This is a genomic window from Flavobacterium sp. KMS, assembly GCF_000813005.1.
Classification (GTDB): domain Bacteria; phylum Bacteroidota; class Bacteroidia; order Flavobacteriales; family Flavobacteriaceae; genus Flavobacterium.
Genome location: NZ_JSYP01000007.1, coordinates 195,797 through 221,225 on the forward strand (window position 1 = coordinate 195,797; position 25,429 = coordinate 221,225).

Below are 25,429 nucleotides of genomic sequence, written 5' to 3' on the forward strand. Positions count from 1 at the left end.
ATAGAGCATTATAAAATTAAAAGTCCATGAAATACTTATTTTATATACTAATCCCTCTCATTATTTCGTGTCAAAATAGAGCAGAAACCAAGGAAGAAGATAGTAAAAAGAATAAAAACCTGATATACTTTAATTCTCATTTCATGGCAGACTTAGGCGATGATGAATGGTATAAACTACAACCTAAAATGGACTCACCTATTAAAGCGCAGTATCTGGATGATGTTATTTATGTAACAAAATATATTGACGTAAATGCTTGCGGAACCTATGTGGGAGATATAGAGATAAAGAATGATACTATTTACTTAATTCATAGATTAGTATCTGATGAAATCTGCGCTACGACCTCGATAAACAAGGTAATCTATATTATAAAAAATCCAAATCAAAAAAAGTACAAAATGATTATTCGCTATGAATAATTTAAAAAAACATTATAATTCTTACTTTTAATTATTACTTTTAGTTGTAAAACAATTACGAATAGTATTAACTCCTGTTTTAATTTTTAAATAAAAAATTACCGCTATGAAATATAAAAAATATTTAATTTGGAGTTTATTGTTTATCATGTTTTATGTATTGTTCGTTTCTTCTTTTCTTATGAACGCATGGGGATATATTTCTGATAAGAATTACCACTTACCAAAAGAATCAAACTTACTTATTTTTAATGCTACCACCATGCAAAGCCCTACTAGTGATATTTGGGTATATGGCGAAGATTATAATAACTATTATTACAATGCTGGTTTAAAAGCCGAAGATATTATTACGATATCCAAAGAAGATATGAAAAGCTGTCCAAACTTTAATCCATTAAATGTTAGTACTTGGTGTGGAGCCGAAATCCCCCATAAATAAAGTATAGATTAAAAAAAACAATTAAGCATACCCCAAAAAATGACAATAAACCAAATTATTGATGATCAAATGTTGGCTTTCAACAATAGAGACATCAAAAAAATGATGCCCTTATATAGTGATGAAATTAAAGTTTTTAATCACGCTGATAATACCATAACTATTGATGGCATAAATGAGTGTGAAAAAATGTTTATTACATTATTCGATAATTCCCCAAATCTTTACGCTGAGATAATTAAAACTATAAATTTTGATAATAAAGTAATTGTTCACGAATACGTATGTGGACGAAATGGAAGCGATGAAAAAACGGAACAAGTAGTTATTTTTGAAGTAAATAATCATAAAATAACACGAATGGATTTGATAAGAAAATAGATCTTATAAATTTTCAAAACAATAAACACCATTCACAAAATTAACGATGAAAACATTGCAGAATGAAATAATAATTGAGGTGCTAAATGCTATAGATGAATTTGAAACTATAGCAGAGCAATTAATTAATAAAGTTATCTCTGAAACAAAGCAACCTGAAATTGAAGCAATAAAAAAAGGTGATTATTTCGAAATTGAAAATGCCGATTTTATAAACGAAGAAGAAATATTATCTGATAATTGGCTTTATGATGTTCATGGAGAACATTGCATGTTTGAAAATAAAATAACTGGACAAACCCTGGAAGTTTCTCTTGGTAATAAAGAGCATATTGCAAATCTGGATCCTTATTTTTTCTATAATTTTCTTAAAACAACCAAACATCTTACACATCTTACCAAACATTTTGAAAGCCCTTTTAAAGATATGTTAGATTTATTTGAAGATCTTGAGCAGAAAAAATTATTAAAACATATTCATAAAATTGGATATAGAAAAATATAAATAGTTCCTCTTATTTGCATACAATAATCACAAAATCAAAGTATAGGATGATTATTAATTTATTTTCATAATTTCGTTTAATAAGGCAACACCTTTTTAAAACCCAAATATTATGAAATTAGATTTTACTGAATTTCCAAAACTCGAAACTCAAAGATTAGTTTTGAGAAATCTCGAAAATCAAGATTTCGAACTCATCCATAAATTGCATTCTGATCCAATTGTAAACGCATTTGTAGGCAGAGATAATTCCTCTAGTTTAGAAAAAGCAAAAGCATATATAATCAGAATGGATAATCTGGTTGCCAAAAACGAATGCATATATTGGGTAATCACAACAAAAGAAAGCAATGATTTAATAGGTTCTGTTTGTCTTTGGAATTTTGACATTGAGAACAAAATTGTCGAAATTGGTTACGAAATGTTATCGCAATACCAAGGAAAAGGTTTTATGACAGAAGCATTAAAAGAAGTTGTAAAACATGCTTTTGAAGAAATAAACTCTGCTATAATAACCGCTTTTCCTTCTTCTAACAATGTTAATTCGGTCTCCATTTTAAAGAAGCTTAATTTTCAATACGAAGACAAACCTTATAATAATACCCATCTAAATATAGAGAATTTGGTAACTTATACATTGAGAAAAGTATAAACAAAAACCTTAGCTACAAAAAAAAAATGCCACACATGAAACAAAATAAATACGACGACGAATCCTTTTTTGATAATTATAGCAAAATGCCTCGTTCTGCCGAAGGATTAAATGCTGCTGGCGAATGGTATATTTTACGCAAAATGTTTCCTGAATTTAAAGATAAAAATGTTCTTGATCTAGGATGTGGATATGGATGGCATTGTATTTATGCCAAAGAACAAGGCGCAAAAAAGGTTGTTGGTATCGATTTGTCCCAAAAAATGATTAAAAAAGCCAAAGAGAATTCGAAAGACTTAGTTATAGATTACAGACAAATGGCAATTGAAGATATCGATTTTAAACCCGAAGAATTTGATGTTGTGATTAGTTCACTAGCATTTCATTATGTAAAAAATCTAAAAGACATTTTTGATAAAATCAATACGTATATAAAAAAAGGCGGAAACTTTATTTTTTCAATGGAACATCCTGCATTTACCTCTCGACCAGAACAAGATTGGTTTACCGACTCAACAGGATATCGCTTGCACTGGCCAATAGATAATTATCAGGATGAAGGCATAAGACACACACAATTTTTAGGTCACGAAGTAATTAAATACCATCGAACTTTTGAAACTATTGTAAACACATTAATCAATGCTAACTTTACAATTAAACAAATATCCGAACCTAAACCTTCTGAAGAAATAGTAGAGAAATATCCTGAAATGATTGACGAAGCCAGAAGACCAATTTTTATATTGATATCAGCAGTTAAAAATTAAACTTGATACTTAAACCAAGTAATTGTCTGGATAGTAGAATATAGACATTATGATTTTTTGTAACAAAAAAATTCATATTACGTCATATAAAAAAATCATCAATCATGACAATCAAAACAATCAACCGTTATTTATTACTGCTATTCTTTCTAGCATCGCTCTCATTATCAGCTCAGGTTGATAAAAACTCCGATTTATACAAAACCATCATTTCCAGAGACAGCTTGCTCTTTAAAGTTGGTTTTAATACTTGCGACATCAATCAATTTGAAACTTTATTAACCGAAGATTTTGAGTTTTTTCATGACGAAGACAGTATATCTAATAAAAAGAAATTCATTTATAACCTTCGCAACGGATTATGTGCTTCTACTAAGACATATCAGTTAAGAAGAGATTTAATTGCAGGAAGTACCGAGATTTACCCACTTTATAAAGACAAAGTACTCTATGGAGCAATACAAATCGGAATCCATAAATTTTACAGAATAACTTCTGACAAAAAAGAAACTCCGGGAAGTAGCGCTCGATTTACCCATTTATGGCTGCTACAAAAAGATACTTGGAGACTAGCTCGCGCTCTTAGTTACGATCATGATAATACTACAACTACTGCTAATAAAACTGCTATTTTTGACAATGATACCGAAATTGAAAAATGGCTTAAAGAAAACAATGTTCCAACTCTTGGATTAGGAATCATCAATGATGGCAAACTACAACAGATTAAAGTTTTTGGCGAACTAAAAAAAGGAGTCACAGCACCATACAATACCATTTTTAATGTTGCATCACTTACCAAACCAATCACTGCGATGGTAACCCTAAAATTGGTTAGTTTAGGCAAATGGGATCTGGATGAACCTCTTTATAAATATTGGATTGATCCTGATATTGCAAATGATCCCAAAACAAAAAAAATTACAACAAGACAAGTTTTAAGTCATCAAACTGGTTTTCCTAATTGGCGCTGGAACAGTCCTGATAAAAAACTACACTTTGAGTCTGAGCCGGGAACAAAATACCAATACTCTGGTGAAGGGTTTGAATATCTTAGAAAAGCATTAGAAAAAAAGTTTAATAAAACCCTGGATCAATTAGCAAAAGAACTACTATTTACTCCGTTGCAAATGAACGATACCAATTATATCTGGGACAAAAAAACTGACGAATCCCGCTTTGCAATTGGATATGATCCGAAAGGAAATGCATACGAAACAGAGAAGAGAAAAACTGCAAATGCTGCCGATGATGTATTAACAACTATCGAAGATTATGGGAAATTTTTGATTAGTGTTATGAATGGTGACGGATTATCTAAAAAAGTTTTTGATGAAATGAAAACTAATCAAATAGAAATGAAAGCCAAAGAGTATTATGGTTTAGGATTGGTTATCTACGATTTAGGAAATGGAGAAATAGCATTGTCTCATGGTGGTGCAGACCAAGGAGTACAAACAATCTTTTTTATTCTCCCAAAAACAAAACAAGGAATACTAATTTTTACCAATGTCGATGATGGTTATAAAGTATATGAAAAACTACTTTTCCATTATTTAGGAGATAACGGAAGAAAAATATTCGAAATTGAAACCAAAAATTAACCCGAAACTAAAACCATGAACACTATCAATCAAGACAACCAAATTAGATGTCCAAAATGTCATTCGACCCAAATATATGTAGATAAAAAAGGCTTTAGCGGAAAAAAAGCGTGTTGCGGAGCAATTCTGGCTGGACCTTTAGGGCTCTTATGTGGCACTCATAAATCGAATAAAGTTAGAATGACTTGTTTAAATTGTAAACGTACCTGGTAAATGAAACTAGATGATTTTACTTTAGGTTGTCACGGAATCCCCGAGAGGTGTTATAAAATTAATGACAAGCACATGCCTTTTTGTGCAAGATGTTTGGGTGCAAGCATCGGACATATTTTTTGTGCTATTTGTTACTTTTTTTATTTCCTCCCTCCTTTTTACTTTTCGATAATTGGTTTAGCATTAATGCTTGCAGATTGGTATTCCCAAAATTCATTACACAAATACCATAGCAACTTTATGAGACTTTTGACAGGTACAATAGGAGGCTTTTCGATGGGTATAATCATTTGGAAAACGGTTGATTTTATACTAAAAATGATTTAGAAAAAACAGCTCCTTTGCTTATCTTTATTGATAATTTCAATCTTATCATTGACCTAAGCATCACTATTTTTTTAGCTATAAAAACAAAAACTATGTTGAACCATTTAAATCACAATGAATCCTTTTGGGAAGCTTCGAAAGATTTTTTTTACTCTGAGAAATTAAAATCAAAAACGGTATTACTGAGCGAAGGAGAAATTTCTAAAAAAATGTTTTATGTAGAAAAAGGATGTCTACGAGTTTGGTTCAATAGCAACGGAAAAGAAATCACCTTTCAGTTTTTCTTTGAAGGACAAATGGTTTCCTCATTTGAAAGTTTTTGGACAGGACAACCCAGTTTATATAGCATCGAAACCATCGAAGATAGCATAATTCATACTATAAAAAGAAGTGATTTTCAAGAAGTCCTCGATAGCAACCCGAGTACAAAAAAAGATTTTGAAAATTATATTTACAAACGTCTCGGCAACTATGTGAAACTTTTTCTTTCCCGAATTGCAGACAAACCCGAACAACGGTATAAGGAATTATTAAAAACCAATCCTGAAATTTTACAGCGCATTCCACAACATTATATTGCCTCTTATCTAGGAATATCGGCAGTATCGCTAAGCAGAATTAGGAATAGGCGTTAATACATTAATTAACAATTGTTATCGTTGGACTATTTTTAAATGAAGAATTTTGTCATTCACATTTAAAAATAAAACAATGAAACCAGAAGACATTTTAAAAGAAAACGAAAATTTTGTAACGATACAAGGACAAGAAATCCGCAAAGGTTCCATAGGTGCATTTATGGAAAATTGCAAAATTATTAATCAAAACAATCAAAATTCAGAAGAATACAAAACAGCAATTCAAGATATAAAAGTGCAAGCACATTTGTTGAAAAAAATTGGCTTATTTGATATATTTGAATTAAAATCCTCGAGATTAAAAGAAATAATTGAACTAAATTAAAGAATACCTCTTCTTTATAATTGAGGTATTTTGTTATCTAAAAAAATAATGGCTGTACCTCAAAATAAAACCGAACTTTTAAAAGAGATTGAAATAACATATGTAAAACTTCGAGAGGATTTAAAAACAATTCCTGTTGAACTTACTGCAAAGGAAACACTCGAAGGACATTCTAAAAACACCATGATGAGCGTGAATAATTTAGTTTCATACCTAATAGGTTGGGGAGAATTAGTCCTAAAATGGCATCATAAAAAGAATAATAACGAAGCTGTAGATTTTCCAGAAACAGGCTATAAATGGAACGAGTTAGGCAAACTTGCACAGAAGTTCTATGCCGATTATCAAGATTTAGATTTTATCACATTACAAGAAAAACTAGATGCAACAGTAACTCAGTTACAAATCCTGATAGAAAGCCACAACAATGAAACTCTTTATGAGCAAGCATGGTATGAAAAATGGACAATGGGAAGAATGATACAATTTAATACCTCATCACCATATAAAAATGCCCGAGCACGAATAAGAAAATGGAAAAAAGAAAATAACCTGAAATAAAGAGCGCAATGCATCATCCCAATCCGTATCACACAGTTGAAACCGTGTGCTATGATAAAAATAAATAAAACCTTCTCCCATTGCTAACGCGAGCGCAATGTCATTAAGTTAAGAAAAAACAGTTGCAATACTGTACGTGTATAAATCTCACGCAAAGATGCAAAAGCGCAAAGGTTTGTCTTTTCGACGAAGGAGAAATCTCCTCGAGAAGCTCGACAAAGATTGGATTCCCGCTGCAGAGTTACTTACGGAGATTTCTCCTTCGTCGAAATTGTAAATGTTAGATATTTCGGTAACAAAATTTAACTTTAATAAATTTTGTTACGATGAGAAATAATAGTCAAGATTCCACTTTAGAGCGAAACTATTTAGAAAAGTATCGTTTTTTAATAAAAGAATATGAACAGGTGAAAAACAAAACTCATCCTTTGCATAAAAAAGCAATGGATTTTTATACGGCAAATGACACTTGTCGAAAGAGTTTTTTAAAGTATTATAATCGCTATAAACAAAGTGGGAAATCTATAGATTTACTACCCCAAAAGCGAGGGCCACGTTACAAAACCAGACGTCCTTTACCTTTTATCGAACAAAAAGTAATTGAATTAAGAGAAAAAGGAAACAATAAATATGAAATTGTTAGTATCTTAAGACCCAAATTAGGAAAGCATACACCTTCCTATTCAGGAGTTTATAACATCTTAAAACGAAATAAAATAAATAGATTAACTCCGAAGATTAAAAAGAATCATCAAAAAATAATCAAGGAAAGAATGGGACAACTTGGTCATATTGATTGCCATTATTTAAGTAAAAGTGTCATTAAAGGAGAAAGCAAAAAGCTTTATTTAGTCTGTGTAATTGATGATTACAGCCGAATTGCCTGGGCTGAATTAGTTTCTGATATCACCAGTTTAACTGTTATGTTTGCTGCATTAAAATGCTTAAACATTCTAAGTGATCATTATGAAATAAAATTTGAAGAGATATTATCTGATAACGGAGCTGAATTTGGCCCTAAAACAAGTAAAGTAAAAAGTAATCATCCTTTTGAGAGAATGCTAATGGAATTAGGAATTATCCACAGATATACAAAACCATACAGACCGCAAACCAATGGTAAAGTAGAACGTTTCTGGAGGACTCTAGAAGATGATTTATTAAGAGATACAGATTTCGATACACAAGAAGAATTAAAAGAAGAATTATTACAATATTTATATTATTATAATCATGAAAGACCACATCAAGGAATTGACGGAAAAAAACCAATCGAAATGATTAATCCGTTACCGAAATAAGTAACCTTTACAGAAATGACAAGATGGAGTAAAACATTCCTTTTAGTTTGAGAAAATGATATTCAAAGCCAGAATGAATTTGTGCTAATTTGTGAATTCGTGGCGAAAAAAATTCGTATTTTTCTTAAACCCAATGCATCGTAATTTTGATTAAATTTGTAACATTGATAATATTAGTAATACTGAAAAGATGGAAATTAAAAATTTATCTAAATATAGTGATGCAGAAAAAATTGTTTTGGCTGAACAACTATGGGATAGTGTTTCTAAAGAGAATTTAGAAGTTTCTGATGATGTGAAGAGGGAATTAGATATTCGTATTCAGAATTTAGAAGAGGGGAAAACTGAGTTATATACTTGGAATGAGGTTAAGGCTCATTTAAGATCGATTAGATAATGCGTAGGATTAGGTTTATTAAAGAAGCGTTATTTGATGTTGAAGATGTTGTTATTTGGTATGAAGAACAAAGAATAGGGCTTTCGTATGATTTTGAGCTTTGTCTGGAAGCGGGACTTGATGAAATCTCAAGAAACCCGAATGCTTTTCAAAAGAAATATAAAAATGTAAAAATCAGATTTATTTCAAGATTCCCTTATGGGATTCATTATCGATTTGAGAAAGATGAAATTGTTGTTATAGGAGTATTTCACACATCGCGTTCTCCTAAAAACTGGTCTAAAAGACTAAGGTTATAAAATCTCATTTTCTTTGCAATTAAGTGTCATGAAAATTTCACAATGCAATAGTGAATGTGCAGAAGTTGTCTGTAGTAAATTAATAAAGAAAGCCATCATTAAGATGGTTTTTTTATGGGAAATCCTTTTGTAGGTAAAATTTATGAAATAATAATGCTCCATAAATGGATGAAAAGAATTGATTAAATTTGTAAAAAAACAATAGTAATGAGTTATCCGGTTTTAGAAATTGCACATAAAATTATTGCACACACAGACGCTAGTCAAGGAGAGATTATTTCTAACTTAAAACTGCAAAAAATACTGTATTATATGCAAGGTTTTTTTATTGCTGTATATGATAAGAAATTATTTGAAGAAGAATTTGAAGCTTGGCAATATGGTCCTGTAGTGAGGGATATGTTTGACCATTTTAAAGATTTTGGTTCGGGTGCCATAACGCTAAACGAAGATGTACAAATTATTGAATTGACTGAGGAAGAAAATGAATTGTTTAAGGAAGTAATGACGGAATTTGGACAATTTTCTGCTATAAAGTTGATGGAAATGACACATGCAGAGTTACCATGGAAGAAAATTTTTCATGAAAATCCTCAAGGAGAAATCTCTTATGACTTGTTGAGAGAGTATTTTAAAACTCAAATCATCGAGTAGATGGGTAAAATTAAAAAGAGAGATATTAAGGAAAGTAAAATTACGGTTCCTACTCAAAATAATACCGAATTAAACTATCCGATTTTTTGCTTCAAGTATTTGCAGACGGAGCCAAATAAAGATTATAAGTTTTATGCGGACTTTGTGGAGAGGTTAAAGAAACTATCTAATTTGTCCTGGGGTCAGATAAATGTGGCTCAAAAACATGGCTTTGGAACTGAAAAAATACCTGTAGCACAAATAAAACCAGATTTACCTAAATTTGTTTCACCAGATGTAACGGATTTAATTGTTTTTAGAGCAAATGGGGATAATCGACCTTTTCTGGGTTTAAGAAAACAAAACGTTTTTCATATAATATTCTTGGAAGAGAAGTTTGGAGACATCTATAATCACTAATTAGCAATTGGTTAAATCGCATTTTAAAGCTGATTTATTTAAATATCTTACAAAATTGAGCTTATTTGTTAAGAAATCCTTTTTTGTTTCATAAAATGTATTATTTTTTTTGGTGCAGTAAAAATAATTTATACATTCGCAGAGAATTTATTGAAAAACACAAACAAAATGTCAAGCAACCGTTTTTATTTTAGCAACTCTTTTTATTTCTTCTTTAGTAGAAGTGAGGATTGTGCTATGGTTATTTGAGAAAATTTAAAAGACAAATAAAACTAATATACAATCCTGATGCAAATCAGGATTTTTTTTTGAGTATATGACAACAAAAATTGCAATACAAGGTATTAAAGGTTCATTTCATCATCAGGTAGTGAATGAGTATTTCTCTGAAAACGTGGATATTGACGAATGTTTATCATTTGAAGAATTAATTGATAGCGTACTTTCGGGAAAATCAGATCAGGCTGTAATGGCGATTGAAAACTCGATTGCGGGACCAATTATTCCGAATTATGCCTTGATAGATAAGAACAATTTGCACATAATTGGCGAGCATTATTTAAATATATCTCAGAATTTAATGGCATTAAAAGGCCAAAAAGTGGAAGATATTACAGAGGTTCATTCGCACCCAATGGCATTGTTACAATGTATGGATTTCCTAAAAAAATATCCAAATATTAAATTGGTAGAGGATAAAGATACTGCCGAAACAGCAAGAAGAATCCAAGAGAAACAATTAAAAGGGATTGCAGCAATTGCAAGTAAAGCGGCTTCGGTAATGTATGATTTAGAAATTCTGGCACCAGAAATTCAGACAATCAAAAACAACATGACCCGTTTTGTGATTATCAAGAAAGAGAATTCGTTTTTGCCTACAACTGAGATCAATAGAGCGTCGATTAAATTTGAACTGAATCACAAAAGAGGAAGTCTGGCAGCAGTTTTAAACGTAATGAGCGATTGCAAACTGAATTTAACAAAGATTCAATCATTGCCAAAAATTGAGACACCTTGGAAATATTCATTTTTTGTAGATGTAACTTTTGAGGATTATGAAGATTATGCTAAAGCAAAAAGATTAACAGAAATAATGGCTGAGTATTTTAAAGTTTTAGGAGAATATAAGAATACAAAACCATAAAACACGGAATTTTCAAATTCCAAATTCCAAACCTTCGGGACGCTCAGGATGACAAAAAAATAAAATTAGGAAAGTATAAAGCTTACGGTTTAAAGCCTAAAGCAAAAACAAAAGAACCATGATAACAACAGCAAAAAGATTAGATGTCGTAGAGGAATACTACTTTTCTTCGAAGCTTAGAGAAGTAAGACAATTACAATCTGAAGGAAAGCCAATCATTAATATGGGAATTGGAAGTCCGGATTTAAACCCTTCTAAAGCAGTTGTAGAAGCAGTAGTTTCGGCAATGCAAGATGAAAATGCACATCAATATCAAAGTTATCAGGGGTTGCCAGAATTGAGAAAAGGAATGGCCGATTTTTATCAGGATAATTATGGAGTTGCTTTAAATCCTGTTAATGAGATTTTACCATTAATGGGTTCGAAAGAAGGAATTATGCATATTTCATTGGCTTTCTTAAATGAGGGAGATCATGTTTTAATTCCGAATCCAGGATATCCAACATATACTTCGGTTACAAATTTGGTTGGTGCAGTTCCTGTTTATTATGATTTGAAAGAGGATAATAACTGGGAACCAGATTTTGAAGCTTTAGAGAAATTAGAGCTGGAGAAAGTAAAGATTATGTGGTTGGGTTATCCGCACATGCCAACTGGAGCAAGAGGTAGTTTAGCGTTATTTGAAAAATTGGTTGCTTTTGCTAAAAGACATAACATTTTATTGATTAATGATAATCCGTATAGTTTTGTTTTGAATGATAAACCAATGAGTTTATTACAAGTAGAAGGAGCAAAGGATGTAGCATTAGAGCTTAATTCATTGAGTAAGACCTTTAACATGGCTGGCTGGAGAGTTGGAATGGTTTTAGGAAATCCTGAAATTATAGATGCTGTTCTGAAAGTAAAAAGCAATATGGACAGCGGTATGTTCTACGGAATACAAAAAGGTGCTGTTGCTGCATTAAATTGTGATAAATCATGGTTTGAGGAGCAAAATGTAATTTACAGACGCCGTCGTGAATTAACCAATAAACTGGCTGAAAAGCTAGGTTGCAAAGTATATGCTGAGGGAGTTGGATTATTTGTTTGGGCAAAATTACCAGAAGGTATAGCATCTGCAGAAGATTTTATCGACCAGATATTATATGAGAAACATATTTTTATTACGCCGGGAACTATTTTTGGTAGTAATGGCGAAGGATACATAAGATTTGCTCTTTGTGTAAAAGAAGAAAAAATACAAGAGGCAATAGAGAGATTTTAAATTGTCATTGCGAGGAACGAAGCAATCTCTGATGCTGAATCAATTGCTAGTATGATTGCTTCGTACCTCGCAATGACAAACGTCTTGAAAAAACGAAAAGTTTAGCCCTGATGGAAGCGGCATCCTTTTTCTTGCTTCTTTAGAAAGAAAAAGATATAGCGGACAGCAGGATTAGCTTTAAATAAAAAATAAAAATGAACATACACGTAATAGGAATAGGGTTAATAGGAGGTTCAATGGTTTTAGATATCAAAGAATTATATCCGGAGGCTACTATTTACGGAATTGATAATAACGAAGCGCACTTACAAGAAGCAATTGCGTTGGGTGTTATCGATAAAGCGTCGACTTTTGAAGATTTGGTAACCGCCGATTTTGTAATTGTTTCGGTTCCTGTAGATGTTGCGCTTACTGTTTTGCCTAAAGTATTGGATGTAATTGGCGAAAACACGATTGTTTTTGAAGTAGGTTCTACTAAAAAACCAATTTGTGAAGCGGTTGCCAATCACCCAAGAAGAAGAAACTTTATAGCAACTCATCCGATTGCGGGAACGGAATTCTCTGGTCCTTCGGCGGCGATAAAAGGTCTTTTTAAAGGGAAAACGAATATAATTTGTGAGGTGGAAAAAACCACTTTTAAACTACAGGAAAAAGCCTTGCAACTTTTTACAGCAATTGGAATGCGTATACGATATATGGAGCCAAAATCGCATGATAAACATATTGCTTATGTATCGCATTTGTCTCATATAAGCTCGTTTATGCTTGGTAAAACGGTAATAAATAAGGAGAAAGACGAACAGGATATTTTTGATATGGCGGGAAGTGGATTTGAAAGTACTGTACGTTTAGCAAAAAGTTCTCCAGCAATGTGGACTCCGATTTTTAAACAGAATAAAAAACAGGTAATCGAAACCCTGGAAGAATATATATCAAATCTTACCCAGTTTAAAGATTTGCTGGCTGCAGATGATTATAATGCCATTTATGAGGAAATGGAAAGCGTGAATAAAATAAAAGAAATCTTAAACGGAATAACAATAAAAAAATAAAAAAAATGGAAAACAAGAAAGAAATGAGAAATTGGTTAAATGATTTCAATTTAACTCATCCGCTTGTAATTGCAGGACCTTGTAGTGCTGAAACTGAAGAACAAGTATTGAAAATTGCTCATGAATTAAAAGACTCTGACGTAAGTATATTCAGAGCTGGAATCTGGAAACCAAGAACGCGTCCGGGAGGATTTGAAGGTGTTGGAGAAATTGGTTTGAAATGGTTACAAAAAGCTAAAAAAGAAACTGGTTTATTAATGGGAACTGAAGTTGCGACTGCTGCTCATTGTAAACTTGCTTTGGAACATGATATTGATGTTTTATGGGTTGGTGCTCGTACTACAGCAAATCCATTTGCAGTTCAGGAAATTGCAGATACTCTTAAAGGAACTGATAAAATCGTTTTGATTAAAAACCCTGTTAACCCAGATTTATCTTTGTGGTTAGGTGGTGTTGAACGTTTACATATGGCGGGAATCGAAAAACTAGGTGTAATACACAGAGGATTTTCGACTTACGAAAAAACTAAATACAGAAACATTCCAGAATGGCAGATTGCTATCGAATTACAAAATAAATTCCCTGATTTACCTTTAATCATTGATCCATCTCATATTACTGGAGATCGTAAAATGATTCTTGAAGTGACGCAAGAAGCTTTGGATTTAAATTATGATGGTATGATTATCGAAACTCATACTGATCCTGATAATGCATGGAGTGATGCTGCACAACAAGTTACACCAGATGCTTTGAAACAAATTTTTAAAGATTTGAGAGTAAGAAAGACTGATGATAAGACTGACGAATACAGCCAGAAAATGTCTAAATTAAGAGCTAATATCGACGTTCTTGATGCTAATTTATTAGACTTATTAGGAAAACGTATGAAGGTTGCTGACGAAATTGGTCAGGTGAAAAAAGATGCAAACGTTGCTATTCTTCAAAACAATCGTTGGAACGAAATTCTAGGTAAAATGATCCTGGAAGGAGAGAAAAAAGGATTGTCGGAAGAATTTGTTCTTAAAATGTTTAAAGCAATTCACCAGGAAAGTATTAGTCACCAAGAAAGAATATTGAACGCATAAGTCGTTTTAAATCATATAAGAGGTATAAGTTCGGATAAGGGTTTGTAAGAATTAAACTTAGATGTACTTATACTGCTTAAATGGTTAATAATTCTCGAAAATAGAATCTTCATCACTTTTAATTAAGAGATGGAGATTTTTTGTTTATAGAGATTTACAAAAAAAATAGACTTTGAACTTTTAACGAAAACAATCATTTATCTTTGCAAAGATTTTGGTTTTGAATCTAAAATCTAAAATCAGAATATCTAAAATTAAAAAATGACAGGAACCGTTTACAAATCTACAGGAAGTTGGTACACCGTAAAATCTGAAAAAGGAGATTTTATAGAGTGTAGAATGAAAGGAAAGTTTAGGATTAAGGGTATTAAAAGTACTAATCCTATTGCTGTAGGAGATGTTGTGGATTATGAACTCGAAGAAAGTTCGGATACTGTAACAGGAACGATTCATAATATTCACGAAAGAAAAAATTATATCGTTCGTAAATCGGTGAATTTATCCCACCAGATGCATATTATTGCGTCTAATATTGATTGTGTTTTTTTATTGGTAACGATCAATAATCCTCCAACGACATTTAATTTCATTGACCGTTTCTTGGTTACGGCCGAAGCATATGGAATTGAAACAATATTAATTTTTAATAAAATCGATACTTTTGATGAAGCTACGCTCGACGAGCAATTGTATATGCAGTATGTATATGAGCAAATAGGATATAAATGTTTGCGTGTTTCATCGACAGAAGGAAAAGGTGTTGAGGAATTAAAAGATATGATGATTGGTAAAGTAACGATGTTCTCAGGACATTCTGGAGTTGGTAAATCGACTCTTGTAAATGCAATGGAACCTAGCTTACATCTTAAAACCAAAATGATTTCGACAGCCAGTAAACAAGGACAGCATACAACAACATTTGCAGAAATGTTTGATTTGTCTTTTGGTGCTCGTATTATTGATACTCCAGGAATTAAAGGTTTTGGTATTGTCGATATGGAGAAAGAAGAAGTTAGTGGTTATTTCCCTGAGTTTTTTAAATTAAAAGACCAGTGTAAATTTAACAACTGTTTACATAAAGACGAACCTCATTGTGCTATTAAAGCTGCTCTGGAAAGAGATGAAATTGCTTGGTCACGTTATAATAGTTATCTTAAAATCTTAGAAGGAGAAGATGAACATTATCGTACAGATATTCATAATGAAGATCGCGCGGCAAGCGATGAAACTAGGAAATAATTGTGAATTATTAATTGTGAATTGTGAATTATGGCAGAGAATATAATAAAGACAAAGTCATTTAGCTTTGCCCTAAGAATTATTAAATTATTTCAATTCTTAAATCAAGAAAAGAAAGAGTTTATTTTGAGTAAACAATTACTTCGTAGCGGTACATCAATTGGAGCATTAGTTCGAGAATCGGAACAAGCAGAAAGCAAAAAAGATTTTATTCATAAGCTTGCAATAGCTCAAAAAGAAGCTAATGAAACAGATTATTGGTTAGAATTGTTGTTTCAGTCAGATTATTTAAATGAAACTCAATTTAAATCTATAAAATTTGATATTGTAGAAATAAATAAAATTTTAGCTTCTATAATAATAACTACTAAACAAAAAATAGAAGCGAAATGAATTCACAATTAACCATTTATAATTCACAATTACCTTGAGAGTTGTTCTTCAAAGAGTTTCTTCAGCTTCGGTAGTGGTTGAAGGTAATAAAGTAGCCGATATCCAAAAAGGACTACTTGTTTTTGTTGGTATTGAAGATGCCGATACACAGGAAGATATTGACTGGTTGGCTGGAAAAATAACCAAAATTAGAATTTTTGGCGACGAAAATGATGTCATGAACTGTTCTGTTCAGGATATTAAAGGCGAAATTATAGCTGTAAGCCAGTTTACACTTCATGCTGGGACGAAAAAAGGTAATCGTCCGTCTTACATAAAAGCTTCAAAGCCAGATGTTGCAATTCCGCTTTATGAAAGTTTTGTAGCAACGCTGGAAAAGGAATTTGGAAATAAAATTCAGACAGGAATTTTTGGTGCTGATATGAAAATCAGCCTATTAAATGATGGTCCTGTAACAATAATAATAGATAGTAAAAATAGAGAGTAAAAAGAACGAACATTTGTTAAAGATTTCTAAAAATGATATATATTTGGCGAAATTACTTATAAAATGAAATCGATTTTCTGTTCTCTATTTTTTATTTTGTTTACTTTTTCTTCAACTGCTCAAAAAGGAGAATACATTGCTGCAAGTATTTCTGATAGTCTTAAAGAAAATGCAGAAGCTGTTATTCGTTTAAATCAAATAGATATTGTAATTGCTTCTCAAAGAAGTATGAAAACGAAGCACAAAAGAGTTATAACAGTATTTAATGAAAAAGGGTTAAGTGCAATTGATGCTACTGAATATTACGATAAATCGGTAACGGTTAAAAATATTGAAGCTACAGTTTTTGATGCCTTAGGCAAAGAAATAAAGAAAATAAAACGTAAAGATTTTCGAGATCAGAGTGTTATAAGTGGCGGGACATTGTTCTCTGAAAGTCGCTACATTTATTTAGATTATACTCCTGTTCAATATCCGTTTACTTTAGTATACGAAAGCGAAGTTGAAACTTCTACAACTGCTTTTATTCCAAAATGGTTACCTCTTGATAATTATTACACGAGTGTAGAAAAAAGTATCTTAAATGTAACGTATCCAAACAATTTAGGATTTAAGAAAAAAGAACTCCATTTCTCTGGATTTGATGTAAAAAAGACAAAAGATACCGATACGCAACTTTCTTATGTGGCAACTAATATTCTGGCTCAAAAAAGAGAAGATTATAGTCCTGCATTTAGCGATATTTTCCCTTGTGCTATGATGGGATTAGAGAATTTTCATCTCGAAGGTGTAGATGGAAGTGCAACAACATGGGAAGCTTTTGGGAAATGGTATGCCGATAAAATTTTATTAGGTACGATAGATTTGTCCGATGAAACAAAAACAAAAATTAAAGCCCTTGTTGGAACGGAAAAAGATCCTGTTAAAAAGGCTAAAATAGTATATGACTATGTACAGAAAAAATCAAGATATGTAAATATTGCGATTGGTATTGGTGGATGGAAACCGATGTTTGCAAATGATGTAGATAGATTAGGATATGGAGATTGTAAAGCATTAACTAATTATACAAAAGCACTTCTGGAAGCTGTTGGCGTTCCTTCTTATAATACAATTTTATATGGGAATCCATATAAAATGAATATAGATTCAGACTTTGTTTCTATGCAGGGAAATCACATGATATTATCTATTCCGAACGGAGATAAATATATTTGGCTTGAATGTACAAGTCAAGACGACCCTTTTGGGTATCAAGGTACTTTTACAGATGATAGAGATGTATTAATAATTAAACCAGAAGGAGGAGTAATTGTTAGAACAACTATTTATGATGATAAAAATAATACGCAGATAAGTAAAGGAAATTACGCTTTATCCGATGAAGGTAATTTATCTGGAGCAATCGCAATAGTTTCAGGAGGTTCTCAGTACAGTAAAAAAATGGGAGTTGAGAAGATGCCACCTACTGATAAAGATGCACATTATAAAGATTACTGGGATAATATTAATAATCTGAAAATAAATAAGAGCATTTTTTCTAACGACAAAGAGAATGTAAAATTCACTGAAGATGTCCAAATAAACGCTTCTAATTATGGTGTTATTTCAGGAAGTAAAATGATGTTTGTGGTAGATGCTTTTAATCAATACACAGGAAGTATAAAGAGAATTAGAAATCGAAAAAGTCCATTAGAAATACAAAGGGGTTATTTTGATACTGATGAAATAGAAATTAATTTACCAGCAAGTTTTACAATCGAATTTTTACCAGCAAGTTTTGAACTGAAAGGTAAATTTGGAGAATATAAAACTGAGATAATTAAAAAGGAGAATAATAAGTTGCTCTATAAGCGTTCCATGCTTCTAAATAAAGGAAAATATTCGGCTAAAGAATACGATGAATATCGCCTTTTTATGGAGCAAATTAATAGAAATGATAATGCCAAAATTATACTAACCAAGAACTAAACCAATGAAATTTTACCAACTAACAATCGTTTTATTTGTTGTGCTTTCCTTTTCAAAAATTACAGCACAAGAATTTAAATTAGGGAAAGTATCCATTCCAGAATTACAGGAAAAAGTACATGCCAAAGATACTTCAGCTTCGGCTGCAATTTTATTCAGAAAAGGGACCTCTTATTTTGAATATGATCCGGTTGATGGTTTTGTAATTATAACTGAGGTTGAAAGCCGAATTAAAATCTATAAAAAAGAAGGTTACGAATGGGCTAATCAAGGCGTAAGGTATTACATAGGTGATTCTAATACAAAGGAAAGTGTTTCGTTTTCTGATGCGGTTACTTATAATCTTGTTGATGGAAAAATAGAGAAAACTAAACTTAAAAGTGATGGGACTTTTGATGAGAATTTTAATAAATATTATAATAAGAAAAAGATAACAATGCCTAATGTAAAAGAAGGTTCTGTTATTGAATTTAAATATAGAATAAAAGCTTTGACAATTGGTTCCATGAGGGATTGGTATTTTCAAACTTCTATTCCGGTTAACTATTCTGAATTTATAACCCGAATTCCAGAATATTTTGTTTACAATAATAAGCAAAAAGGGTATATTTTTCCTAAAGTTAATAAAGAAACAAATACGAAGTATATTGTATTTAATAATAAAGAAAGATCAGGAGGGGATGTTTCGACAACCAGTTATTCTCAGAATAAACGAGAATATCAGGAAGAGAAAACTACTTATACAGCAGAGAATTTGCCAGCGATGAAAGAAGAGGCGTATGTTAATAATATTAATAATTATACCTCCTGTCTGGAGCTAGAATTGTCTATGACAAAATATCCTAATCAACCAATAAATTTATATTCAACTGATTGGAATTCAGTTGTGAAAACAATATATAATTATGAGAGCTTTGGCCCAGAATTAAATAAAACAGGATATTTTGAAGATGATTTAAAAACATTACTTGCAGGCGTAGATGTGCAAGATGATAGAATTAATCTAATATTAAATTTCGTAAAAGCAAGAGTTAAATGGAATGGTTATACTGATTATGGATGTGATAATGGGGTAAAAAAAGCTTATAAAGAAAAAACAGGGAATGTGGCAGATATAAATCTTATGTTAACAGCTATGTTGAGACATTCAGGATTAACAGCAAATCCTGTTTTAGTAAGTACACGTTCTAACGGAATCTCAATATTTCCTAATAGAACAGCTTTTAATTATGTAATTGCAGCTGTTGAAACTCCTAATGGAATTATTTTACTAGATGCTTCAGATAAGTATTCAACCCCAAATATATTACCATTTAGAGCTTTAAACTGGATGGGTAGATTAATACGTAAAGATGGGACTTCTGAGGAGATTGATTTAATGCCTAAAATAGTATCTGCCAACAATGTGTCTATGATTTATAATGTAGATGCTAGTGGGAATGTGAGTGGAAAAACTAGAAAGCAGTATACAAATTACAATGCCATGATGTTTAGGGATAATATTGGTGATGTGAAAGAAGATGCATATCTTGAAAAATTAGAAAATGATAATAATAAAATTGAGATAAGCGAGTATTCCAGAACAAATGAAAAAGATTTATTATTGCCTGTAATCGAGACCTTTTCGTTTTCGGGTAATAACCTTTGCGAAATAATTGGTGATAAAATTTATATAGATCCAATGTTGTTTCTTACCGATAAGAAGAATCCTTTTACACAAGAGAATCGCGAATATCCTGTAGATTATGGTTTTCCATCTTCTGATAAGTATAGTATTAATATCACTATTCCAGATGGGTTTGCTGTTGAAACTTTGCCAGCTTCGGGAGGATTTGCTATGGAAAATGATTTAGGTTTATTTAAGTTTATTAGTTCTGTAAATGGAAACATTTTACAAGTGGTAATAACACACCAGATAAATGAGCCAGTAATACTACCAGATGATTACTCAGTGTTAAAAGAGTATTACAAAGGGATGATTGCTAAAGAGAATGAAAAAATAGTTTTAAAAAGAATATAATATGAGGTTTTGGAGTTTAGTAATGGTTGTTTTTCTGTTTTTTTATTTTTCAAAAATTGAAGCACAAGAATTTAAATTAGGAAAAGTATCTATTTCTGAATTACAGGAAAAAATATATGCCAAAGACACTTCGGCAGCAGCAGCAATTTTATATAAAAAAGGTGTTTCTCGTCTTGAATATGATATGACAGACGGATTTATAATTATGACAGAGGTCGAAAGCCGAATTAAGATTTATAAAAAAGAAGGTTATGATTGGGCAAATCAAAACATATCATATTATATAGGGGCTTCTGGTTTAAAAGAGAATGTTACTTTTTCAGATGCGGTTACTTATAACCTTGTAGATGGAAAAATCGAGAAAACTAAACTTAAAAGCGATGGGGTATTTGATGAGAACTTTAATAAATATTTTAATAGAAAGAAGATAACAATGCCTAATGTAAAAGAAGGTTCTGTTATTGAATATAAGTACACCATAAAATCACCAAGTATAAGCTCAATGAGAGATTGGTATTTCCAAGCCTCTATACCAGTAAACTATTCTGAATTTGTAACTAAAATTCCAGAATTTTATGTTTTTAATGCAAAGCAAAAAGGATATATTTTTCCAGAGGTAAATGTCGAGAAAAATACTAGGTCTATCATGTTTGTGAGTAAAGAGCAATCACGAGGTGGTGGGTTTAACGTGGCTCAAACTAGTTATTCCAATGAGAAAGTTGATTATTTGGAAAACAAAACTACCTATACAGCAAAGAATTTACCTGCTATGAAAGAAGAGAGGTATGTTAATAATATACGTAATTATACTTCGTGTATTGAGCATGAATTGTCTGCGAAGAAATTTCCTAATCAACCAGTTAAATCATTTTCAACCGATTGGAATTCAGTTGTAAAAACAATATATAATTATGAGAGCTTTGGCCCAGAATTAAATAAAACAGGATATTTTGAAGATGATTTAAAAACATTGCTTGCAGGCGTAGATACTCAAGATGAAAGAATTTATCGAATATTAAATTTCGTAAAAAACAGAGTTAAATGGAATGGTTATACTGATTATGGATGTGATAACGGGGTAAAAAAAGCTTATAAAGAAAAAACAGGGAATGTGGCTGATATAAATCTTATGTTAACAGCTATGTTGAGGTATTCAGGATTAACTGCAAATCCAGTTTTAGTAAGTACACGTTCTAATGGAATTGCAATTTCTCCTAATAGAACGGCTTTTAACTATGTAATTGCGGCTGTTGAAACGGCCAATGGAATTATTTTACTAGATGCTTCAGATAAATATTCAAATCCAAATATATTACCTTTTAGAGCTTTAAATTGGATGGGGAGATTAATACGTAAAGACGGAACCTCAGAAGAAATTAATTTAATGCCTAAAATAGTATCTGCAAATAATGTATCTATGAGTTATAATGTAGATGCTAGCGGGAATGTGAGCGGAAAAACAAGAAGGCAGTATACAAATTACAATGCCATGATGTTTAGGAATAATATTGGTAATGTGAAAGAAGATGTATATCTTGAAAAATTAGAAAATGATAATAATAAAATTGAGGTAAGCGAGTATTCAAGAACAAATGAAAAGGAATTGTTACTGCCTGTGATAGAGACTTTTTCGTTTTCAGGTAATAATCTTTGTGAAGTTATTGGAGGTAAAATTTATATAGATCCAATGTTATTCTTTACAAATAAGCAAAATCCTTTTACACAAGAGAATCGTGAATATCCTGTAGATTATGGTTTTCCATCTTCAGATAAGTATAGTATTAATATCACTATTCCAGAAGGATTTGCAGTTGAATCGATGCCAGTATCAGGAGGATTTGCTATGGAAAATGATTTAGGTTTATTTAAGTTTATGAGTACTGTAAATCAAAACGTATTACAGATAGTAATGACACACCAGATAAATGAAGCAATAATACTAGCTGAATATTATCCTATGTTAAAAGGTTATTACAAAGGAATGATTGCTAAAGAGAATGAAAAAATAGTTTTAAAAAGAATATAAAATGGATTTAAAAAATGCCCAACTAGATGTCGATACCTGGATAAAAGAACATGGAGTTCGTTATTTTAATGAATTGACTAATATGGCACAACTTACAGAGGAAGTAGGGGAAGTTGCCAGAATTATTGCGCGTCGTTATGGAGAGCAATCAGAGAAAGAAAGCGATAAGAATAAAGACCTTGGCGAAGAATTAGCCGATGTTGTTTTTGTGGTTTTATGCTTGGCAAATCAAACAGGAATTGATCTTCAGTCTGCATTTGATAAAAAAATGGATTTGAAATCTGTTCGAGATAAAGACCGTCATAAAAACAACGATAAACTAAAATAATGTGATAAGTTAGGGTAAAGCTTTGGAGTATCCTTTTTTTAAAATAAATTTGCAAAAACGCACAAAACAATTACCCTATAATGAATTTACTATTAAAAACATCTCAAGCTAATTTACAAGGACAAATTGCAGTAACTGGCTCAAAAAGCGAAACCAATCGATTATTATTATTGCAAGCATTGTTTCCGAATATTACTTTGGCAAATACATCAAACTCTGATGATAGCGAAGTAATGCAAAAAGCATTAGTTGGTAATGAAGAAATAGTAGATATTCATCATGCAGGAACAGCAATGCGTTTTTTAACAGCCTATTTTGCGGTTAAAGATGGTAGAGAAGTTGTAATGACGGGTTCTAGCAGAATGCAAGAGCGTCCGATTAAAATTTTGGTAGAAGCTTTAGCTCAGTTAGGGGTAGAGATTTCATATTTAAAAGAAGAAGGATATCCGCCAATTCGCATTAAAGGAAAAAAAATCACAGCTTCAAAAGTTACCTTGGCTGCCAATGTAAGTAGTCAGTATATTTCGGCATTATTACTTGTAGCTTCTAAATTAGAAAATGGTTTAGAGTTAACATTAGAAGGAGAAATTACTTCTATTCCATATATCAAAATGACTTTGGCTTTGCTTAATGATTTAGAAATTCAAACTAGCTTTGAAGGAAATGTAATCAAAGTATATCCAAAAGCTGAGGTGGTTGCAAAAGAAATGGTTGTAGAGTCTGATTGGAGTTCGGCTTCTTATTTTTTTAGTTTAGCAGCACTTGCAGATACAGCTTCGATAACACTTAGTAGTTACAAAGAAAATAGCCTACAAGGAGATTCAGCTTTAATATCACTTTATGAGAAAATGGGTGTTGAGACTACGTTTCAGGGAAATAAAATGACTTTGGTTAAGCAGCCAAATTTTAAATTCGGAACGGTAAATTTTGATCTGAACAATACCCCAGACATTGCACAGACAATTGTAGTGACTTGTCTTGGCTTAGGAATTGGTTGTCATTTAACAGGTTTGCACACTCTAAAAATTAAAGAAACAGATAGATTGGAAGCTTTAAGGATTGAGTTAACTAAATTAGGAGCTAATATTTCGGTTACTAATGATAGTTTAACGCTTGTTGCTACAAATGAAATAAATTCTAATGTAAAAATTGCTACTTATAATGACCACCGTATGGCAATGGCATTTGCTCCATTGGCATTAAAAGTGCCAATAATAATCGAAGATGCAGGAGTAGTTTCTAAATCTTATCCAGATTTTTGGAAAGATTTAACAAATTTAGGTTTTGAGACAACAGAAATAGGTGCATAATAATCAATGTTTACGGCTAAAATCAGGAATAAATTTTGAAGTTTGCAATTTTCTAACTAAATAAAAGCCAAAACACTTGACAACGCCTATCTCACAATCGTATATTTGCACTCTAAATAAATAGACTACATGAAATTATCTCATTTTCAATTTAATTTACCAAAAGAACTTTTAGCTGAATTCCCTGCTGAAAACAGAGATGAGTCTCGTTTGATGGTAATTGATCGTAAAAAACAAACTATAGAGCACAAAATGTTCAAAGATGTAATCAATTACTTTGATGATGGTGATGTTCTTATATTAAATAACACTAAAGTTTTCCCTGCTCGTTTGTATGGAAACAAAGAAAAAACTGGAGCAAGAATCGAAGTTTTCTTATTAAGAGAACTAAATTCAGAGCAACGTCTTTGGGATGTTTTGGTAGATCCAGCTCGTAAAATCCGTATCGGAAATAAATTATATTTTGGTGATGACGATTCGTTAGTTGCTGAGGTTATCGACAATACTACTTCTCGTGGTAGAACATTGCGTTTTCTTTACGATGGCTCTTACGAAGAATTCAGAAATAAACTAACAGAACTTGGAGAAACTCCAATTCCTAAATATATCAGCAGAGAGGTAACTCCAGAAGATGCTGAAAGATACCAAACGATTTATGCTAAAGAAGAAGGAGCTGTTGCAGCACCAACTGCTGGATTGCATTTCTCGAAACACCTTTTGAAAAAATTGGAAATTAAAGGAGTAAACTTTGCAGAAGTTACACTTCACGTAGGTTTAGGAACTTTTAATCCAGTTGAGGTTGAAGATTTATCAAAACACAAAATGGATTCAGAAGAGTTAATCATTACTGAAGAAGCTTGTGAAATTGTAAATCATGCAAAACAAAACAAGAAACGTATCTGTGCTGTAGGAACAACTTCAATGCGTGCTATTGAAAGTTCAGTTTCATCACAAAATACATTAAATCCTTTTGAAGGTTGGACTAATAAATTTATTTTCCCTCCTCATGATTTTAGTATTGCAAACTGTATGATTACAAACTTCCATACACCAAAATCAACATTGTTAATGATGATTTCTGCATTCTGTGGACATGATTTAATGAAAAGAGCATATGAAGAAGCTATAAAAGAAGGATACAAATTCTACTCTTATGGTGATGCAATGCTTATCATCTAAGAAATATAAAATAAGGTTAATTCAAAAATCTCGCT

At 31.6% G+C, this 25,429-nt stretch carries 30 protein-coding genes; all 30 read left to right on the plus strand.

Annotated elements, in window-relative coordinates; translation table 11 throughout:
- The first annotated feature begins 26 nt into the window (after window positions 1–26).
- The 30 genes from OA93_RS09230 to queA all read left to right on the plus strand — a co-directional run bounded on the left by OA93_RS09230 (window position 27) and on the right by queA (window position 25,394).
- Complete coding sequence (locus tag OA93_RS09230; protein ID WP_039112888.1) at window positions 27–425, plus strand: hypothetical protein; 399 nt, start codon at window positions 27–29, stop codon at window positions 423–425.
- Window positions 426–531: 106 nt separating this feature from the next.
- Window positions 532–867, plus strand: coding sequence for a hypothetical protein (locus tag OA93_RS09235; RefSeq protein WP_039112889.1), 336 nt, complete (start codon window positions 532–534; stop codon window positions 865–867).
- A gap of 39 nt (window positions 868–906) precedes the next feature.
- On the plus strand, window positions 907–1,248 hold the full coding sequence (locus OA93_RS09240; protein ID WP_039112890.1) for a nuclear transport factor 2 family protein: 342 nt from the start codon (window positions 907–909) through the stop codon (window positions 1,246–1,248).
- Between the two features lie 46 nt (window positions 1,249–1,294).
- Window positions 1,295–1,753 carry a hypothetical protein gene (locus tag OA93_RS09245; protein ID WP_039112891.1) on the plus strand — a complete coding sequence of 153 codons (459 nt, stop codon included), beginning with the start codon at window positions 1,295–1,297 and terminating at the stop codon, window positions 1,751–1,753.
- Window positions 1,754–1,865: 112 nt separating this feature from the next.
- A complete protein-coding gene (locus tag OA93_RS09250) occupies window positions 1,866–2,405 on the plus strand; it encodes a GNAT family N-acetyltransferase (protein ID WP_052259415.1) in 540 nt (179 codons plus the stop codon).
- A gap of 35 nt (window positions 2,406–2,440) precedes the next feature.
- Entirely contained in the window at window positions 2,441–3,175 is a 735-nt protein-coding gene (locus OA93_RS09255) for a class I SAM-dependent methyltransferase (protein ID WP_039112893.1), read from the plus strand.
- Window positions 3,176–3,279: 104 nt separating this feature from the next.
- Window positions 3,280–4,779 carry a serine hydrolase gene (locus OA93_RS09260; RefSeq protein WP_039112895.1) on the plus strand — a complete coding sequence of 500 codons (1,500 nt, stop codon included), beginning with the start codon at window positions 3,280–3,282 and terminating at the stop codon, window positions 4,777–4,779.
- Window positions 4,780–4,794: 15 nt separating this feature from the next.
- On the plus strand, window positions 4,795–4,992 hold the full coding sequence (locus OA93_RS24935; RefSeq protein WP_123912066.1) for a hypothetical protein: 198 nt from the start codon (window positions 4,795–4,797) through the stop codon (window positions 4,990–4,992).
- Complete coding sequence (locus OA93_RS09270) at window positions 4,993–5,319, plus strand: DUF2085 domain-containing protein (protein ID WP_039112896.1); 327 nt, start codon at window positions 4,993–4,995, stop codon at window positions 5,317–5,319.
- Between the two features lie 92 nt (window positions 5,320–5,411).
- Window positions 5,412–5,954, plus strand: coding sequence for a Crp/Fnr family transcriptional regulator (locus tag OA93_RS09275; protein WP_039112897.1), 543 nt, complete (start codon window positions 5,412–5,414; stop codon window positions 5,952–5,954).
- 76 nt (window positions 5,955–6,030) lie between these two features.
- Window positions 6,031–6,282, plus strand: coding sequence for a hypothetical protein (locus OA93_RS09280; protein ID WP_039112898.1), 252 nt, complete (start codon window positions 6,031–6,033; stop codon window positions 6,280–6,282).
- Between the two features lie 45 nt (window positions 6,283–6,327).
- On the plus strand, window positions 6,328–6,843 hold the full coding sequence (locus OA93_RS09285; protein ID WP_346425746.1) for a ClbS/DfsB family four-helix bundle protein: 516 nt from the start codon (window positions 6,328–6,330) through the stop codon (window positions 6,841–6,843).
- 326 nt (window positions 6,844–7,169) lie between these two features.
- Window positions 7,170–8,144, plus strand: a complete 975-nt coding sequence (locus OA93_RS24080) for an integrase core domain-containing protein (RefSeq protein ID WP_052259416.1) — start codon at window positions 7,170–7,172, stop codon at window positions 8,142–8,144.
- 190 nt (window positions 8,145–8,334) lie between these two features.
- The gene (locus OA93_RS09295; RefSeq protein WP_039112900.1) at window positions 8,335–8,541 is read left to right on the plus strand and encodes an addiction module protein; all 207 of its coding nucleotides are present in this window, start codon (window positions 8,335–8,337) and stop codon (window positions 8,539–8,541) included.
- Window positions 8,541–8,840, plus strand: coding sequence for a type II toxin-antitoxin system RelE/ParE family toxin (locus OA93_RS09300; protein ID WP_039112901.1), 300 nt, complete (start codon window positions 8,541–8,543; stop codon window positions 8,838–8,840). The genes OA93_RS09295 and OA93_RS09300 overlap by 1 nt, the downstream gene beginning before the upstream one ends.
- Before the next feature lie 207 nt (window positions 8,841–9,047).
- Complete coding sequence (locus OA93_RS09305; RefSeq protein ID WP_039112902.1) at window positions 9,048–9,494, plus strand: type II toxin-antitoxin system antitoxin SocA domain-containing protein; 447 nt, start codon at window positions 9,048–9,050, stop codon at window positions 9,492–9,494.
- Complete coding sequence (locus OA93_RS09310) at window positions 9,495–9,893, plus strand: hypothetical protein (protein WP_039112904.1); 399 nt, start codon at window positions 9,495–9,497, stop codon at window positions 9,891–9,893. It abuts the gene before it with no gap.
- 316 nt (window positions 9,894–10,209) lie between these two features.
- The gene (locus tag OA93_RS09315) at window positions 10,210–11,037 is read left to right on the plus strand and encodes a prephenate dehydratase (RefSeq protein WP_039112905.1); all 828 of its coding nucleotides are present in this window, start codon (window positions 10,210–10,212) and stop codon (window positions 11,035–11,037) included.
- A 118-nt stretch (window positions 11,038–11,155) separates the two neighbouring features.
- Window positions 11,156–12,301, plus strand: coding sequence for an aminotransferase class I/II-fold pyridoxal phosphate-dependent enzyme (locus tag OA93_RS09320; protein ID WP_039112906.1), 1,146 nt, complete (start codon window positions 11,156–11,158; stop codon window positions 12,299–12,301).
- 194 nt (window positions 12,302–12,495) lie between these two features.
- The gene (locus OA93_RS09325) at window positions 12,496–13,353 is read left to right on the plus strand and encodes a prephenate dehydrogenase (RefSeq protein WP_039112907.1); all 858 of its coding nucleotides are present in this window, start codon (window positions 12,496–12,498) and stop codon (window positions 13,351–13,353) included.
- Window positions 13,354–13,358: 5 nt separating this feature from the next.
- On the plus strand, window positions 13,359–14,441 hold the full coding sequence (locus OA93_RS09330; RefSeq protein ID WP_039112909.1) for a bifunctional 3-deoxy-7-phosphoheptulonate synthase/chorismate mutase type II: 1,083 nt from the start codon (window positions 13,359–13,361) through the stop codon (window positions 14,439–14,441).
- Between the two features lie 261 nt (window positions 14,442–14,702).
- Window positions 14,703–15,680, plus strand: a complete 978-nt coding sequence (gene rsgA / locus OA93_RS09335; protein WP_039112910.1) for a ribosome small subunit-dependent GTPase A — start codon at window positions 14,703–14,705, stop codon at window positions 15,678–15,680.
- Window positions 15,681–15,710: 30 nt separating this feature from the next.
- The gene (locus OA93_RS09340; protein WP_039112911.1) at window positions 15,711–16,073 is read left to right on the plus strand and encodes a four helix bundle protein; all 363 of its coding nucleotides are present in this window, start codon (window positions 15,711–15,713) and stop codon (window positions 16,071–16,073) included.
- Between the two features lie 34 nt (window positions 16,074–16,107).
- Window positions 16,108–16,560: a D-aminoacyl-tRNA deacylase gene (dtd, locus tag OA93_RS09345; RefSeq protein WP_039112912.1), complete on the plus strand. Its 453-nt coding sequence runs from the start codon at window positions 16,108–16,110 to the stop codon at window positions 16,558–16,560.
- A 63-nt stretch (window positions 16,561–16,623) separates the two neighbouring features.
- Window positions 16,624–18,531, plus strand: coding sequence for a DUF3857 domain-containing protein (locus tag OA93_RS09350; protein WP_039112913.1), 1,908 nt, complete (start codon window positions 16,624–16,626; stop codon window positions 18,529–18,531).
- Window positions 18,532–18,535: 4 nt separating this feature from the next.
- The gene (locus OA93_RS09355; RefSeq protein ID WP_039112914.1) at window positions 18,536–20,551 is read left to right on the plus strand and encodes a DUF3857 domain-containing protein; all 2,016 of its coding nucleotides are present in this window, start codon (window positions 18,536–18,538) and stop codon (window positions 20,549–20,551) included.
- 1 nt (window position 20,552) lies between these two features.
- Entirely contained in the window at window positions 20,553–22,577 is a 2,025-nt protein-coding gene (locus OA93_RS09360) for a DUF3857 domain-containing protein (RefSeq protein ID WP_039112915.1), read from the plus strand.
- 1 nt (window position 22,578) lies between these two features.
- A complete protein-coding gene (locus OA93_RS09365; protein WP_039112916.1) occupies window positions 22,579–22,905 on the plus strand; it encodes a nucleotide pyrophosphohydrolase in 327 nt (108 codons plus the stop codon).
- 80 nt (window positions 22,906–22,985) lie between these two features.
- Window positions 22,986–24,215, plus strand: coding sequence for a 3-phosphoshikimate 1-carboxyvinyltransferase (gene aroA, locus OA93_RS09370; RefSeq protein WP_039112917.1), 1,230 nt, complete (start codon window positions 22,986–22,988; stop codon window positions 24,213–24,215).
- A 129-nt stretch (window positions 24,216–24,344) separates the two neighbouring features.
- The gene (gene queA / locus OA93_RS09375; RefSeq protein ID WP_039112918.1) at window positions 24,345–25,394 is read left to right on the plus strand and encodes a tRNA preQ1(34) S-adenosylmethionine ribosyltransferase-isomerase QueA; all 1,050 of its coding nucleotides are present in this window, start codon (window positions 24,345–24,347) and stop codon (window positions 25,392–25,394) included.
- Window positions 25,395–25,429 lie beyond the last annotated feature (35 nt).